We start from the raw sequence: 14881 nt of genomic DNA, 5'->3' as shown, positions 1-14881 counted from the left end.
CTTAGTGTAAGCTCATCTGGTATGAACGTCATTGGTAAGGTCACTGTGCTGCCTCAGCTGCCGCCCAGCATTGCGCGGCTGTCGGAACTGGCTTACAACCTCTACTGGTCGTGGACTCCGCACGCTCAGGCGCTGTACCAGGATCTGGATCCCTCCAATTGGGAGCGCTTCCAGCACAACCCGGTGCGCACGCTGCTCGAAGTCCCCCAGGCCCGCCTGCAGGAGGTCGCTGCTGACCGCGCCTACCTCGCCCGGTACGCGCAGGTGATGGCCGACTTCGACGCCTACATGAATCACCCCAGCACCTGGGCACGGCGCAACGCCCCCGACATGAAACCCGTGGCGTACTTCTCGATGGAGTACGCCTTCCATGAATCCCTGCCCATCTACTCCGGCGGCCTGGGTGTCCTGGCCGGCGACCACTGCAAGAGCGCGTCCGACCTGGACCTACCCTTCACCGCCGTGGGCCTGCTGTTCCACCAGGGGTACTTCCGGCAGCTGTTCGACAAGGACGGCTGGCAGAACGAGGCGTACGACGAACTCGACCTGACGACCCTGCCGATCACGCCCGCCCTGACCGCCACCGGCGAGGAAGCGCGCGTCCGGGTCCGCATCGGCGAGCGCGACGTGCAGGTCCGCGTGTGGAACCTGAACGTGGGCCGCATCCGCGTGCTGCTGCTCGACACGAACGTCCCCGAGAACAGCGAGGACGACCGCAAGCTGACCGCCCGCTTGTACGGCGGCAATCAGGAACTGCGCGTGCAGCAGTACGTGCTGCTGGGAGTGGCCGGCATCCGCGCCCTGCGCGCCCTGAACATCCCCGGCGACGTGTACCACATGAACGAAGGGCACGCCGCGCTGCTGGGCCTGGAACGCACCCGCGAGTACGTTGCGCGCGGCCTGGACTTCCGCACCGCCGTGGAAACCGTGGCGAGCAGCACGCTGTTCACCACGCACACCCCCGTCCCTGCCGGCAACGACGCCTTCGCCTACGACCTGATGGACCGCTACATCGGCTCGTGGCCCGCGCAGCTCGCCACCAGCCGTGACGACCTGTACGCCCTGGCCGCGCACGAGCAGATGTGGGACGGTCACCTCGTGCCCACCTTCTCCATGACCGTGTTCGCCCTGAACATGAGCCGCGCCGCGAACGGCGTGTCCGAACTGCACGGCGAGGTGTCGCGCGACATGTGGAAGTTCCTGTACCCCGGCGCGCAGGCCGAGGAGGTGCCGATCGGGCACGTCACGAACGGCGCGCACAACCTGACCTTCACCAGTCAGGCGATGCGGGACCTGCTGGGCACCGTGCTGCCCGCCGACTGGACTGAACGGCTCGAAGACGAACAGATGTGGACCGCCGTGGAGCAGCTCACCGACCAGCAGCTGCAGGACGTGCAGCGCGACATGAAACGCGACATGATCACCTTCGTGCGCGGCCGCATGCGCGAGCACATGCTGCGCAACGGTGCCAGCGCCGCCGACGTGGCCGCCACCGAAACGCTGCTCGACGAGAACACCCTCACGATCGGCTTCGCACGCCGCTTCGCGACGTACAAGCGCGCCACGCTCCTGTTCCGCGACCGCGAACGCCTCAGCCGCATCGTGAACCACCCCGAGCGGCCCGTACAGTTCGTGTTTGCCGGCAAGGCGCACCCCGCCGACAACCCCGGCAAGTCCTTCATTCAGGAGATCTACCGCCTGAGCCAGGAACCTGAGTTCCGCGGCAAGATCGTGATCCTCGAGAACTACGACATGCACGTCGCCCGTCACCTCGTGCAGGGCGTGGACATCTGGCTGAACAACCCCCGCCGCCCTCTGGAGGCGTCCGGGACGAGCGGGATGAAAGCGTCCTTCAACGGCAGCCCCAACCTCTCCATCCTGGACGGCTGGTGGCGCGAAGGGTACGACGGCACGAACGGCTGGCCCATCGGTGAAGAACGCGAGTACGCCGACCTGAACGTTCAGGATGACGCCGATGCCTTCAGCATGTACCAGACCATCGAGCAGGACATCGTGCCCCGCTACTACGGCCAGCGGACCGGAGAGGCCTCCTGGGCACACACGGTGCGGCGCGCCATCCAGACCGTCAGTCCGCGCTTTTCCATGCAGCGCCAGGTGATCGACTACGTGCAGAAGTACTACCGCCCCATCGCGGCACGCGGCGCTCACCTGGCCGAGGACAGCAGCGCCCGCGCCCGGGAGATCGCCGGCTGGAAGGGCTGGGTGCGCCAGCAGTGGCCCTACACCACCCTGAGCGCCCAGGCGCAGCTGCCGGCCACCACCCGTCCCGGTCAGACCGTGCCGGTGAGTGCCCAGGTGAATCCTGCCGGCATCAACCTGAGCGAACTGCGCGTCGAAGCGGTGCTCAGCCGCGGCGGGCACCTCACGCACGTTCCCCTCACCAACAGGGGCGGCGGGACCTTCAGCGCCGACGTGCCCCTCACGGAAAGCGGACTGTACTCCGTGGGCGTGCGCATGGTGCCGGTCCTTGACGGCCTGAGCAACGAACTGGAAGCCGGCCTGATCAAGTGGGCGTGAAACCCTAAACGCACGGTCACCTCTCCCCTGCCCCCGCCTCAGAAGCGGGGGTTTCTGCTGATGCCCGTGACACACCCCGGTCGCGCGCAGGTGATTGGCAGGACTTCGTGCGCCTCGTCTTCAGCAGCAGGCCCCGGCGTGCTGGGCGCGGACGCTCGGGAACTCCTGACGCGCGGGCGGCAGGCTGGGACTGCAGGGACCCTCACGACGCACGGACCTCTGGGTCACCAGGCCGCGCTCGGCCACGAACGGGCATGTGAAGGTCACGTGCGCCCCACGCGCCACCCGTGAACGCGACTGGTCTGACGTGCGGCCCGAATCGGTCACCGACGCGCGCGCGTCCCGGCCGGCCTCAGCAGCTTCACGGTTCCCCCAGCGCGTCCTGAACGGAGGGACGCAAACGCCGCACCGGAGCAGACACCCCGGCTCCCACCGGAGAGGAGCGGTGTTCTAATGCCCGCCATGTCCCGCGTCCGCCCGGCCCTGCCCCGTTCCGTCAGCCTGCCGCCCGTGCCGTCCCTGCTGCTGGCCATGCTGAGCATTCAGGGCGGTGCGGCGTTCGCCAAGACTCTCTTCCCCACACTCGGACCGGCGGGAACCACCGCCGTGCGCGTCACGCTGGCCGCAGCGCTGCTGATGCTGGTGTTCCGCCCGGCGCTGGGACGCCTCACCCGCGCGGACTGGACGGTCATCGTGCCGTACGGCGCGGCGCTGGGTCTCATGAACCTGGCTTTCTACGAGGCGTTGCGGCTCCTGCCGCTGGGTCTGGCGGTGACGCTGGAATTCGTGGGGCCGCTGCTGCTGTCGCTGTTCCTGTCACGGCGCGCCCTGGACGTGGTGTGGGTGGCGCTGGCGGGGCTGGGCATCGCGCTGATCTCACCGCTGGGCAGCGGCGGCGCCACGAACGTCTCCGCGCTGGGCATCGCGCTGGCCCTGGTGGCCGGGGGATTGTGGGCGCTGTACATCCTGGCGGGGGGCGCCGTGGGCCGGCAGGTGCCGGGCACGACCGGTGTGGTGGCGGGCATGCTGGTCGCGGCGGTGGTGACGGTGCCGTTCGGGGTGGCGCAGGCGGGCGTGGCGCTGTTCGCACCTCCTGCGCTGCTGCTGGGCCTGGGCGTGGCGGTGCTGTCGAGCGCCCTGCCGTACACCCTGGAGATGCGCGCGCTGCGGGCCATTCCCGCGCGGATTTTCGGGGTGATGATGAGCGTCGAGCCGGCCCTGGCGGCGCTGAGTGGGCTGCTGTTCCTCGGCGAGCAGCTCACGGCGGTGCAGTGGGCCGCGATGGTCTGCGTGATCGCGGCGAGCGCCGGCATCAACCTGACAGGCAAGGCCACCGCGCACACCGAGCCGGAGCCGGTGAACTGAACCGATCGGGAACCGCCCGGCCACATCGCGTGGCCGGGCGGTTCTGAAGGCAGCCCGCCTTACCAGCCGGCGCTGGTCGTGGTGGTGTCTGCGCCGCTGCCGGTCATCAGCAGGCCAAGCTGGGTTTCGGTGGCGTTCGCGGCGTTCACTTCGCCCACCACGCGGCCCTCGTACATCACGAGAATGCGGTCGGAGAGGTTCATCACCTCGCCCAGGTCGGCGCTGACGAGCAGCACCGCAAGCCCCTGATCCCGCGCCTCAACGATGCGCGCGTGAATGAACTCGATCGCGCCGATGTCCACGCCGCGGGTGGGCTGGCTGGCCACCAGGATTTTGGGGCCCTTGCGCATTTCGCGCGCCACAATGAGTTTCTGCGCGTTCCCGCCGGAGTACCGGCCGGCCTGCAGGCTGGCGCTGCGGGGGCGCACGTCGTACTGTTCGCTCAGCTTGCGGGCGTTCTCCTCAATCACGTCACGCTTGAGGAAACCCAGCGGCCCGGCGAAGGGCGCGCGGTCGTGCTCACCCAGGATGTAGTTCTCGGCGGTGGTCATCTCCAGCACCAGGCCGCGCTCGTTGCGGTCCTCGGGCACGTGGGAGAGGCCGGAGGCTTCCACTTCGCGCACTCCGCGCGCCGCTTTGCCCAGGTAGGTGATCTGACCCTGGTAGGGGAGCAGGCCGGTGATGGCTTCAACCAGTTCGCTCTGGCCGTTGCCTTCCACGCCGGCAATTCCGACGATCTCGCCCGCGCGGACCTGGAAACTCACGCCGTCCACCGCGTTGCGGTGCTCGCCCTTCACGGTGACGCCTTGCACGTCCAGAGCGGCCGCGCCGGGCTGGGCGGGCGCCTTGCTGACCTTCAGGGTCACGTCGCGGCCCACCATCATGCGGGCCAGCGTTTCGGTGGTGGCGCCCTGGGCGGGGATGGTGCCGATCATCTTGCCGTCGCGGATGACGCTGATGGTGTCGCTGATGTGCAGGACCTCATGCAGTTTGTGGCTGATGAAGATCACGGCGTTGCCACTCGCGGCGTACTGGTTTTTCAGGAAGTCGAACAGTTCGTCCGTTTCGGAGGGCGTCAGGACGGCCGTGGGCTCGTCGAGAATCAGGATGCGCGCGCCGCGGTACAGGGTCTTGAGAATCTCGACTTTCTGCTGGAGACCCACGGGCAGTTCACCGACGATGGCGTCGGGGTTCAGGTCGAAGTTGAACTGCTTGATGAGTTCCGCGACGCGTTTGCGGGCCGCGGCGTAATTGATCGCGCCGCCCTGGGTGGGCTCGGCGCCCAGGATGACGTTCTCTGTGACGGTCAGCGTCTCGACCAGCATGAAGTGCTGGAAGACCATGCCGATGCCCCGCCTGATGGCTTCACTGGGGTCCGTGAGGTTCACGGCCTCGCCGTCCACGACGATCTCGCCGCTGGTGGGGGGCTGAATGCCGTACACGATCTTCATCAGGGTGCTCTTGCCCGCGCCGTTCTCACCGCACAGGGCGTGTACGCTGCCCCAGCGGACCTGCATGGAGATGTTGTCGTTGGCAAGCACAAGAGGGAAGCGTTTGGTGATGCCGCGCAACTCCAGCGCGTTCGGGGAGTTGTGCTGAACCGCGCGCAGAACGTCGGCCTGGGGAACAGTCATAACGGTCAGTCTAGCTTTCCGGCGCTCGTCTGGACAGACCTGCCATGTGGGCGAAATGAGGCAGAATGAAGCTCACATGGAACCTTTTCTGCTGGCCGTGACCAACCTGGGTCGTGACGAGGTCTTTATTGTGGCCCTGGCGCTGTACACCTGGCTGGTCCGGCCCTCAGGCGGGCGGGATCTGGGGGTAGCGTTCGCGCTGAGCTACCTGCTGAACACCGCCCTGAAGTACGGCCTGGATCTGCCCCGCCCCTTTCAGGTGGAGCCAGGAGCAGCGTCCGCCGCGGCGCAGGCCACGGCAGGCGGCCCGGGCCTGCCGAGCGGGCACGCGCAGATGAGCGCGACGCTGTGGCTGGGCATGGCGGCGCAGCTGCGCCAGGGGCCGGTGCTGGTGGCGGCCGCAACCCTGGTGGCCCTGGTCAGCGCATCACGGCTGCTGCTGCACGTACATTACCCCAGTGACGTGATCGTGGGCCTGCTGCTGGGCGGCGCGTTCGCGCTGCTCGCGGCGCGCGCGCACTTCCCGCAGGCGCAGTGGGCGCGCTGGGTGCCGCCGCTGGTGGTCCTCCTGGCAGCGGCACTCGTGCCCGCCGGTTCACCCCGGGAGGTGGGCGCGGGCCTGGGCCTGCTGGCAGGTTTCTGGGCGGTACGGCCATCTTTTGCCCCTCCACGTGACTGGGCGACGCGCCTCCTGGTGGGTGCGCTGGGTCTGGTGCTGGTGTTCGGTGTGTACTTCGCTCTGGGGGCCCTCCCGGAGGCCCTCAAGGACCTGGGGCTGGTGCGGGCGCTGCGGTATGCGCTGCTGGTGCTCATGGCGGTCGAGGTGGTCCCCGCCGTGCTGCGCCGCTGGCTGCCTCCGCAGAGCACAGCTGACCGGGCGACCATGCGGACCGTACACTGAACGGACCGTTTCGTGTGCTGGGGCGGGCGTGAGCCTGCCCCTTTCTGTTGATCTGCATGGCCGTTGCCACACCTTTCCCGCCCTGTTGTTCTGGAGACTCGCATGCGCCGATACCCCCCTTCCCTTTCCACCATGGCCCTGCTCGCCGCCCCCCTCCTGGCCGGCGCCCTGGCCCAGACCAGCCCGGTGCCCGCCACCCCAGCCCTGAAGGCCGGCCCGGCCGACCTGAAGCGCGGGGAAACCCTCGCCAGCAGCTGCGCCGGCTGCCACGGACCCACGGGACGCGCGCCGGTCCTCAAGGGGGAATCGGCCACGCACCTCCAGGCGGCGCTGGTCGCCTACCGCTCCGGCACCTGGCCGAATCCGGTCATGAAGGGCGTCGCGGCCCACCTGAGTGACCAGGACATCGTGGACGTTTCCGCCTTCTACGCCGGGCCGACTGCCGCGCCCGCCACGGCCCCGGTCGCCAGTCCAGCCACACCAGTTCCCCCGGCACCCGCCACGCCCGGAGATCCGGCAGCGCTGGGCCGGGCCCTCTACCTGGAAGGCGACCCGGCACGCGACGTGCTGGCCTGCGCGGTATGCCACGGCGAGGACGGCCAGGGCGCAGAGAACCTTGGGATTCCCGCCCTCACGGGCCGCAGCGCGCAGAGCGTGCTGAGCGCCCTGAAGGCGTACAAGAGCATGCCGGTGGTGGGCATTCCGTACCCGGACGCCATGCGCATCGCCCTGAAACCCCTGTCGGACGCCGACCTGAGTGCCGTGTCCGCCTTTGTCGCCACGCTGAAGTAATTACTCAGCGCACACGCACGGCCCGCGTGACCGGCTGCTTGCGGATCCACGCCACGAAACGGTGCACGTCCGGATGGGCACGCAGCGTTTCAAGGTCGCGGTACTCACGGGCGAGTTCTGCATTCGTGAACGTGCGGTGCAGGAACTTGTGGCACGCCGGGCACAGGCGCGTGGTGGGCAGATCCGCGACGCGCAGACCCTGCCGCCGACCCTGCGAGCGGGGCAACAGGTGATGCTCGGTGAGGTTCGGCACGGTGCGGCTGCACAGCGCGCACGGCTCCTCGGGCCGGGGTGCAGGGGGCCAGGTGAATTCAGGCTGGCGGCGGGCCATCAGACGCGCAGCATAGGTCCCCTCGTTGTGATCAACCGTGCGCGCGCTTTCAGGAGAGTCGCTCCGGCACGGCGGGCCGGCAGTTCCGAGCGCTTACAGCCGCGTGAGGTTCGGGTACTTGCGGATGGCTTCGTCCTCGGAGAGAAATTCACCCGGGGCGTCGGGGCTCCAGATCACGTCGGCGCGGATCAGGTCGCCCGGCGCGACGCTGCTGATGGCGCTCAGGGCCGCGCGGGCCTCCTGTGCGGTGGTGACTCCGGCGGGCGGCAGGCCGGCCAGGGTGTGCGCGGCGGCGGTGATGGTCACGGCCAGGTACTGGTCGCCCGGATCACCCTGGAACGCGTAGTCCTCGCGGTGCTGGTAGCCGGTGTTGACATCGCGGTTCTGGTAGTTGCTGGTGGTCTGTTCCGTGAAGGCCGCCCGGGCTTCGGTGGCCCAGGCGCCCACCTGACTGTCTGCGGTACTCGCGGAGCCCTGCGCACGCTGCACGTTGCCGTACACCCAGCGTTCCGGGTGGCGCAGCGCCACGAGCGCCGCTTCCTGCAGCATGCGCGCCAGACCTTCGTTCGTGTCGGGGTCGCCGCTCTGCGCCACGCGTTGCAGGGCGCGTTTGACCTCGTCTCCTTCGGCCATGAGCACCTGCACGCACACCGCCTGCGCGGTGCCGCTCACGGCGCCCAGGCTGCGCAGGCCACCCGCGCCGCCCAGGCTGCGGCGCATGGAGGCCACCACCATGAAGATCACGGCGCCGAAGATCAGCAGGCCGATCAGGCCGAAGCCGCCGCCACCTCCGCCGTACCCGTAGCCGCCGTACCCGCCGTTGTTGATGATGATCGGTCCGCTGTACCCGCCGCCGTACCCGCCGCCGTAGCCGCCGCCGCGTGAACTGCTGCCGCCGCTGTAGCCGCCGCCCGAACTGCTGGACCCGCCGGAGCTGCGCCCCCCGAACCCCCCGCCGGACTGCGCCTGGGCGAGGCCGGCCAGAAGGGCCAGCAGAACGAGAAGCGCACCTGCGAGCAGCAGGCGGCGGGCGGAAGCGCCGGGCGTGGTCTGTGCGGCCATATGGTTCAGTGTACGGGCCGGGCCGTGAACGTATTCCAGGGCGGCACCTGCACGAAACCTTCACGGCGTGCTGCGGGCCGTATGCTGGTGCGGTGACCGATCAAGGCCCTGTAATCACCCTGAGTGCTGACGCCTGGGAGGCGTTCCTGGCGACGCTGTTCGAGCGGGACGACCGCCTGGACGTGCGGGAGGCCGGCGTGACCTACGCCCCGGACGAGAAGGTGGACGCCTGGACGCTCAGCGCGCATGCCGAGGCGCTGCGCAGCGGCGAGGTGGACGGTGACGTGTGGGGCACCCTGCAGGACATCGAGGAGACGGCCGGCAGTGAGGAGGACGCCTGGGCGAAGATCGTGGCGTTCTATCTGGAACGGGACTGCGTGCTGGTGCAGGTGCAGGGGTACGACGAACCGGAAGAGTGGCTGCTGAGCGAGGCGCTGGCGCGCCGGCTGGCCCTGCCCGGCCTGCGCGGCTGAGCCGCCGGGCGGGGCCTGAACGGCGTGTAAATCGTGGCTCATCCGTGCAGGATGAACGCAGCGTAGGCTGATTCTCATGAGCATCGATCGTCATTTCCCCATGAAACGCCTCCTGGTGCTGGGCGCGCTGGTGGGCGCCGGCGCCTATTACTTCAGCCGTGAACAGAACCGGCGCGCGCTGGACGCCAAACTGGCCGAACTGGGCCTGAAGGACGCCGCGCAGGACGTCTCGCACAGCGTTACGAAAGGCTGGGAGAAAACCAAGGAGGCCGCCCGGGATGCCGGGGCCGTCATTGCCGACAAGGCGTCTGAAGTCAAGGACGCCGCGGCAGGCGGCGCGCAGGCCACTGCCGACAAGGCGCGTGAGGTGGCGGGCGACGTGAAGTCTGCCGTGGGTGACGCCGCCGGGAAGGTCGGGGACGCCGCCAGGGAGGTGGCCCACACGACCAGCAGCAAGGCCGCTGACGTGAAGGACACCGCCAAGGACAAAGCGGCGGAAGTGAAGGACACGGCCAAGGACAAAGCGGCCGAGGTCAAGGCCGACGCGCAGGCCAAGGCGGCGGAGGTCAAGGCCGACGTCCAGAAGACCGCGAACGACGCCAAGGACGCCGCCCGCACCGCCAAGAACCCCTGACGCCCCGCAGGCCCCACGCCCTGGTCCCCTTCCCCAAGAAGGGGACCAGCCTGTTGGGGCAGGACCGTGAGGACCGTTCCTGCTGCGCGGCGGGCGGGCAGGTAGACTCCCGGCATGACGCGCCGGGATCACGACTCAGGTACCCAGACGCTGGAGCGCACGCACACCCAGCGGCCCCGGCTGTTCCGGGTGCTGCTGCTGAACGACGATTACACCCCGATGGAATTCGTGGTGATGGTTCTGCGCCGCTACTTTCGCAAGGCGGAACAGGACGCCGAACTGATCATGCTTGCCGTGCATCACAAGGGTCAGGGCGTCGCGGGCGTGTATACCCGCGACGTCGCGGAAACGAAGGTGGCGCAGGTCATGGCCCACGCACGCCGCGAAGGGCACCCGCTGCGGGTCGTGGCGGAACCGGAGGGAGACGCATGAGGAGAAGCACACTGTGATCGGAGATCACCTGCAGGTCACGATTGGCCGCGCGGCGGACTACGCGCGGGAGGCCGGGCATGAATTCGTGACGCTGGAGCATCTGCTGCTGGCGCTCACGCATGACCCGGAGGCGCGTGAGGCGCTGCTGGCGGTGGGCGTGAACGTGGAACGGCTGCGCGACGACCTGCGCGGCCTGCTCTCTGATTTCGAGGTGGTGCCGGGCAGCGAGCCGGACTTCACGCTGGGCGTCCACCGGGTCGTGGAGGGCGCGGTGCTGCAACTGCACGCCAGCGGCAAGGGGCACGAGGAGGCCGACGGCGCGCGCGTGCTGGTTGAACTGCTCGAGGAGAATGACAGTCCGGCGCGGGCGGCGCTGGAGGCGCAGGGAGCGTCACGGCTGGACATGCTGAATTTCGTGTCGCACGGCGCGGCGAAGGTGCCGGGCCGGGAGCGGGAGCGGCGCGTGGCCGGCGTGGACGGCGCGGGGACGCCGGAACCGTCCGGTGAGGCGGCCGAAGTGGACCCGCTGGAGGCGTACGCTGCGGACCTGACCGCGCAGGCCCGCGCCGGGGAGTTCGATCCGGTGATCGGCCGGGAAGCGGAACTTGAACGGGTGGCGCACGTGCTGGCCCGGCGCGGGAAAAACAACCCGGTGCTCGTGGGCGAGCCGGGGGTCGGCAAGACGGCGCTGGCGGAAGGTCTGGCGCAGCGGATCGTGGATGGGCAGGCGCCGGGGTTCCTGAAAGGAGCGTCCGTGTACGCGCTGGACCTGGGGGCGCTGCTCGCGGGAACGCGGTACCGCGGGGATTTCGAAGCGCGGCTCAAGGCGGTGCTGGCCGCGCTGGACGGACAGAACGCGGTGCTGTTCATTGATGAGCTGCACACGCTGGTGGGTGCCGGGGCCACCGAGGGGGGCAGCGTGGACGCCGCGAACCTGCTGAAGCCGGCACTGGCGCGGGGAAAGCTCCGGGTACTGGGCGCAACCACGCCCGCGGAGCTCCGGCACCTGGAGAAGGACCGGGCGCTGTGGCGGCGTTTCCAGACGGTGGAGGTCCCGGAGCCGGACGAGGAGGACGCGCTGAAGATCGTGCGGGGCCTCGCGGGGCGGTACGAGGCGCATCACGGGGTGACGTTCACGCCGGCGGCGCTGGAGGTAGCGGTGCGGCTGTCGGTGCGGCACCTGCGTGACCGCTTTCTGCCGGACAAGGCCATTGACGTGCTGGATGAGGCGGGCGCGGCGCGCAGCAGCGCCGGGCGGGGCGGCGTGATTGACGTGCCGGACGTGGAAGGAACGGTGGCGCGCATGGCGCGCGTGCCTGTGGGCGCGGTGAAGGCCGAGGAGGTCACGTCGCTCGCCACGCTGGAAGAGGACCTGCGCCTGCGGGTGTTCGGGCAGGACGCCGCGGTGTCAGCTGTGGCCAGCGCCGTGAAGCTGGCCCGCGCGGGCCTGCGGGACCCACAGCGGCCGCAGGGGGCGTTCCTGTTCGCCGGGCCGACCGGCGTCGGCAAGACGGAGCTGGCCCGCGCGCTTGCCGACCGGCTGGGCATTCACCTGGCGCGTTTTGACATGAGTGAGTACCAGGAGGCGCACACCGTGGCGCGCCTGATCGGGGCGCCGCCCGGGTACGTGGGTTTCGATCAGGGGGGCCTGCTAACGGACGCAGTGGCCAAACACCCGCACGCCGTGGTCCTGCTCGATGAGATTGAGAAGGCGCATCCGGACGTGTACAACGTGTTCCTGCAACTGATGGATCACGGGACGCTGACCGACCATACCGGCAGGAAGGTGGATGGGCGGGGCCTGCTGCTGATTTTCACCACGAACGCCGGCGCGGCGGACGCGTCGCGGCCTGCGCTGGGTTTCGGGCGGGTCGGGCGGGCCGGCGAGGAGTCTGAGGCTGTGAAACGGACCTTCACGCCAGAGTTCCGCAACCGGCTTGATGCGGTCCTGCACTTCGAGCCGCTGTCACCGGACGTGATGGGCGGAGTGGTGGACAAGTTCATCCGCGAACTGCAGCTTCAGCTGGCCGAGCGTCAGGTGGCGCTGACGGTCACGCCGGCCGCCCGGGCACGATTGGCCCAGCTGGGCTACGACCCCCTGATGGGCGCCCGCCCCCTGGCCCGGGTGATTGAGGAGCACCTGAAACGGCCCCTGGCAGACCGCCTGCTGTTCGGGCCGCTGAAGGCTGGCGGTTCTGTTCTGGTCGATCACGCTGCCGGCGCATTCACCTTTGCCTGAGTGTGGGGGACGTAAAGGCCCACTGGGATTACCCTCACGTGCTGCTGAAAACAACCCGGGAAGATGACTGCCATGAAATCCACCCTGCTGGCTCTCCTGACTGCGGCCCTCCTGGCCTCCTGCGCTCCGAAGCAGGATGAAACCACGACCACGACGGACACGACGACCACCACCAGCACGGACGCCGGCACGACCGACACCGCCTCGACGGACACGACCAGCACGGACACGGCCGCCACTGAGACGGGCACCGACGCGAGCGACAGCACCATGAGCAACGACGACAGCGCCACCACCAGCGAGGAGGTGGACATGGCTGCGGGTGACGGCCTGGAAGGCAAGGTCACCACCTTCGACGGAACGGCCCAGACCTTCGGCCTGAGCGAGAACGACAAGAACTACAACGTGACGGTGTCCGAGACGACCACCTTTGAGGGAGGCGCCACCACCGCCGAGGAGTTCTTCGGGACGGACCGCAAAGACGCCAGCGTGGCGGTCGAGGGTGCCGTTGAGGGCGACAACCTCGTGGCCAGCAAGATCACCCTGAACTGAGCGGTCATCGACACCGGGCTCTGTGGTATGGGGCCCGGTGTTGCTGTGCACGCTATGCTCGGCGGGTGAGTGATCCCGTGACGGTGCGTCCCGCGCGGCCGTTCGACGCGGCGTTCGCCGTGCCGCTGATCCAGGAGACGATCGGGAAGATCGGCCTGGCCCTGACGGCGACGTCCTCGGCCACGGAAGCGCAGCGGGTGCTGCTGGGGTTCTTTCCGCTGCGGGACAACCGCCTGAGCCACCAGAACGTCCTGATCGCCGAGCGGGCCGGGCAGCCGCTGGGGCTGGCGGTCACGTACGCAGGCGCAGACGCTGCGCGGCTCGACGAGCCTTTCCGTGAGCGGCTGCGTGCCCTGGGCCTGCCGGGCGAGGTGATATCCGAGGGCACACCCGGCGAGCTGTACGTGGATACGCTCGCGGTTCTCCCGGGGGCGCGCGGGCAGGGGGTGGGCACCCTGCTTCTGTCGGCGGCGGCCGACCGGGCCGCCGGGTTGGGCCTGACCCAGGTGGGGCTGCTGGTCGAGGACGGCAATCCTGCCGCGCGCCTGTACGGCCGACTGGGGTTCCGCCCGGCAGGAACGCGGAGGCTGGCAGGCGGAACGTACACGCACCTGGTGCGGGCACTGGTCTGAACCTCGCCCTTAGGGTTGATTCCCCGGGCGGGCGGGGACGGTATGCTCCGCGCGTGCGCCCTGCTGCTGTTGTTCTCGTGGCCCTGGCGGGCGTGGTGGCAGTTGCGTCACCCGCCGCCCCGTTTCTCGCCCGTTACGGCACCCTGCCCCGCAAGGTGGACGGGCCGGTCACGCTGGTTCTTGCCGGCGTGGACGTGGATTACGACGACAAGGCGGCCGTGTGGCCTTACCCGCCGAAACCGGAGAACTACGACACGCGCACCGATACGCTGATGCTCGCGCAGGCGTGGCCGGACGGGCGCGTGAACCTGCTGAGCATTCCGCGGGACTCCTGGGTGAACATTCCGGGGTTCGGCTGGGGCAAGATCAACAGCGCGAACGTGCACGGGGGCGCGGAGATGCTGATGCGGTCGGTGCAGGCCCTGACCGGCCTGCCCGTCGACGGCTACGCGCTGCTGAGCCTGAATGCTGTGCCGGCCCTGACGGACGCGGCGGGCGGCGTGACGGTGGATGTGGGGCAGGCCATGAAGTACGACGACAACGCCGGGAAGCTGCACATTGACCTGAAACCCGGGCGGCAGCGTCTGAACGGCGAGCAGATGGTGGGCTTCCTGCGCTTCCGGCACGACAACCTGGGCGATATCGGGCGGATCGCGCGGCAGCAGCAGTTTGTGGGCGCGTTGGGCGCGCAGGTGCGCAACCCGCTGAACGTGTGGCGGCTCCCGCTGATGGTCGCGGCGGTGGACCGGAACATGAAGTCGAACCTGACCCGCGCGCAGGTGGGGGCGCTGATGGGCGCGGGCCTGAGCGGCGTGAAGATCAAGACGCATCAGGTGCCGGGGGATTTCGGGTACCGGGGCGCGGCGAGCATCTGGGAGGTGGACCGGGCGGCGCTGGGCACGCTGATCGCCAAGAACTTCCGTGACCCGAACGATCCGCGTTCCCTGGGGGTGGCGGTCGTGAACATGGACGCCCCGGACGGCAGCGCCCGCCGCCTGAAGGAGCGACTGGAGGGGCTGGGGTATGCGAACGTCTGGATTGTGAACGAGAAGCGCGGCCCTGCGAAAACGACCGCGTCGGGCGCGGCGGCGGCGCGGGTGCTGCGCGACGTGGGCTTCGGGACGGTCACGGATCAGACGCTGGCATCCGGCGCGGACGTAACGGTGCGGCTGGGTTCGGACACGCCCGCGCCCTGAGTGCAGCAGAGACGGGCGAGAGGGTGGCATGAGGAGTGCACCTCTCGCCCTTTTCTTTGCCCCCTTGATCTGAAACGATTCAGAAGGTAGTGTGCTGAAC

14 protein-coding genes are annotated in these 14881 nt (G+C 69.2%); 11 read left to right on the top strand and 3 right to left on the bottom strand.

Going from position 1 to position 14881, the window contains the following annotated elements:
* Positions 1–21 precede the first annotated feature (21 nt).
* Together glgP and LAJ19_RS04125 are read left to right on the top strand one after the other, a co-directional pair.
* Positions 22–2538: an alpha-glucan family phosphorylase gene (gene glgP, locus LAJ19_RS04130; protein WP_225477041.1), complete on the top strand. Its 2517-nt coding sequence runs from the start codon at positions 22–24 to the stop codon at positions 2536–2538.
* Between the two features lie 462 nt (positions 2539–3000).
* Positions 3001–3903, top strand: a complete 903-nt coding sequence (locus LAJ19_RS04125; RefSeq protein ID WP_225477040.1) for an EamA family transporter — start codon at positions 3001–3003, stop codon at positions 3901–3903.
* 59 nt (positions 3904–3962) lie between these two features.
* Here the strand turns inward: LAJ19_RS04125 and LAJ19_RS04120 are convergent, their stop codons facing one another.
* Positions 3963–5537, bottom strand: a complete 1575-nt coding sequence (locus LAJ19_RS04120; protein WP_225477039.1) for an ABC transporter ATP-binding protein — start codon at positions 5535–5537, stop codon at positions 3963–3965.
* A 76-nt stretch (positions 5538–5613) separates the two neighbouring features.
* Here LAJ19_RS04120 and LAJ19_RS04115 point away from each other — a divergent pair, with 76 nt between their 5' ends.
* Both LAJ19_RS04115 and LAJ19_RS04110 read left to right on the top strand, forming a co-directional pair.
* Entirely contained in the window at positions 5614–6438 is an 825-nt protein-coding gene (locus tag LAJ19_RS04115) for a phosphatase PAP2 family protein (protein WP_225477038.1), read from the top strand.
* Between the two features lie 102 nt (positions 6439–6540).
* Complete coding sequence (locus tag LAJ19_RS04110) at positions 6541–7230, top strand: c-type cytochrome (RefSeq protein WP_225477037.1); 690 nt, start codon at positions 6541–6543, stop codon at positions 7228–7230.
* A gap of 4 nt (positions 7231–7234) precedes the next feature.
* On the opposite strand, the gene LAJ19_RS04105 is transcribed toward LAJ19_RS04110, so the two are convergent.
* Both LAJ19_RS04105 and LAJ19_RS04100 read right to left on the bottom strand, forming a co-directional pair.
* Positions 7235–7561: an HNH endonuclease gene (locus LAJ19_RS04105; RefSeq protein ID WP_225477036.1), complete on the bottom strand. Its 327-nt coding sequence runs from the start codon at positions 7559–7561 to the stop codon at positions 7235–7237.
* A gap of 93 nt (positions 7562–7654) precedes the next feature.
* Positions 7655–8623, bottom strand: coding sequence for a DUF1517 domain-containing protein (locus tag LAJ19_RS04100; protein WP_225477035.1), 969 nt, complete (start codon positions 8621–8623; stop codon positions 7655–7657).
* 92 nt (positions 8624–8715) lie between these two features.
* On the opposite strand from LAJ19_RS04100, the gene LAJ19_RS04095 reads away from it, so the two are divergent.
* The 7 genes from LAJ19_RS04095 (at position 8716) to LAJ19_RS04065 (ending at position 14781) form a co-directional block, all read left to right on the top strand.
* A complete protein-coding gene (locus LAJ19_RS04095; RefSeq protein WP_225477034.1) occupies positions 8716–9096 on the top strand; it encodes a hypothetical protein in 381 nt (126 codons plus the stop codon).
* A gap of 76 nt (positions 9097–9172) precedes the next feature.
* Positions 9173–9730, top strand: coding sequence for a desiccation-associated late embryogenesis abundant protein (locus LAJ19_RS04090; RefSeq protein WP_225477033.1), 558 nt, complete (start codon positions 9173–9175; stop codon positions 9728–9730).
* 114 nt (positions 9731–9844) lie between these two features.
* The gene (gene clpS / locus LAJ19_RS04085; RefSeq protein ID WP_225477032.1) at positions 9845–10162 is read left to right on the top strand and encodes an ATP-dependent Clp protease adapter ClpS; all 318 of its coding nucleotides are present in this window, start codon (positions 9845–9847) and stop codon (positions 10160–10162) included.
* A 13-nt stretch (positions 10163–10175) separates the two neighbouring features.
* Positions 10176–12401, top strand: a complete 2226-nt coding sequence (locus LAJ19_RS04080; protein WP_225477031.1) for an AAA family ATPase — start codon at positions 10176–10178, stop codon at positions 12399–12401.
* A gap of 72 nt (positions 12402–12473) precedes the next feature.
* Entirely contained in the window at positions 12474–12953 is a 480-nt protein-coding gene (locus LAJ19_RS04075) for a hypothetical protein (RefSeq protein WP_225477030.1), read from the top strand.
* Between the two features lie 65 nt (positions 12954–13018).
* Positions 13019–13585 carry a GNAT family N-acetyltransferase gene (locus LAJ19_RS04070; RefSeq protein ID WP_225477029.1) on the top strand — a complete coding sequence of 189 codons (567 nt, stop codon included), beginning with the start codon at positions 13019–13021 and terminating at the stop codon, positions 13583–13585.
* A gap of 53 nt (positions 13586–13638) precedes the next feature.
* Positions 13639–14781 (top strand): LCP family protein, encoded by a 1143-nt coding sequence (locus LAJ19_RS04065; RefSeq protein ID WP_225477028.1) that lies wholly within the window; start codon positions 13639–13641, stop codon positions 14779–14781.
* Positions 14782–14881 lie beyond the last annotated feature (100 nt).

Origin of the sequence: Deinococcus taeanensis, from assembly GCF_020229735.1 — a bacterium.
Taxonomy (GTDB): Bacteria; Deinococcota; Deinococci; order Deinococcales; family Deinococcaceae; genus Deinococcus; species Deinococcus taeanensis.
Note: the sequence above shows the minus strand (reverse complement) of the source record. Positions and strands in the feature narration are given on the sequence as shown.

Coding starts and splice junctions, on each gene's coding strand:
- LAJ19_RS04105 (WP_225477036.1), bottom strand. CDS start 7,561: ATGGCCCGCCGCCAGCCTGAATTCACCTGGCCCCCTGCACCCCGGCCC.
- LAJ19_RS04100 (WP_225477035.1), bottom strand. CDS start 8,623: ATGGCCGCACAGACCACGCCCGGCGCTTCCGCCCGCCGCCTGCTGCTC.
- LAJ19_RS04090 (WP_225477033.1), top strand. CDS start 9,173: ATGAGCATCGATCGTCATTTCCCCATGAAACGCCTCCTGGTGCTGGGC.
- glgP (WP_225477041.1), top strand. CDS start 22: ATGAACGTCATTGGTAAGGTCACTGTGCTGCCTCAGCTGCCGCCCAGC.
- LAJ19_RS04110 (WP_225477037.1), top strand. CDS start 6,541: ATGCGCCGATACCCCCCTTCCCTTTCCACCATGGCCCTGCTCGCCGCC.
- LAJ19_RS04115 (WP_225477038.1), top strand. CDS start 5,614: ATGGAACCTTTTCTGCTGGCCGTGACCAACCTGGGTCGTGACGAGGTC.
- LAJ19_RS04075 (WP_225477030.1), top strand. CDS start 12,474: ATGAAATCCACCCTGCTGGCTCTCCTGACTGCGGCCCTCCTGGCCTCC.
- LAJ19_RS04120 (WP_225477039.1), bottom strand. CDS start 5,537: ATGACTGTTCCCCAGGCCGACGTTCTGCGCGCGGTTCAGCACAACTCC.
- clpS (WP_225477032.1), top strand. CDS start 9,845: ATGACGCGCCGGGATCACGACTCAGGTACCCAGACGCTGGAGCGCACG.
- LAJ19_RS04125 (WP_225477040.1), top strand. CDS start 3,001: ATGTCCCGCGTCCGCCCGGCCCTGCCCCGTTCCGTCAGCCTGCCGCCC.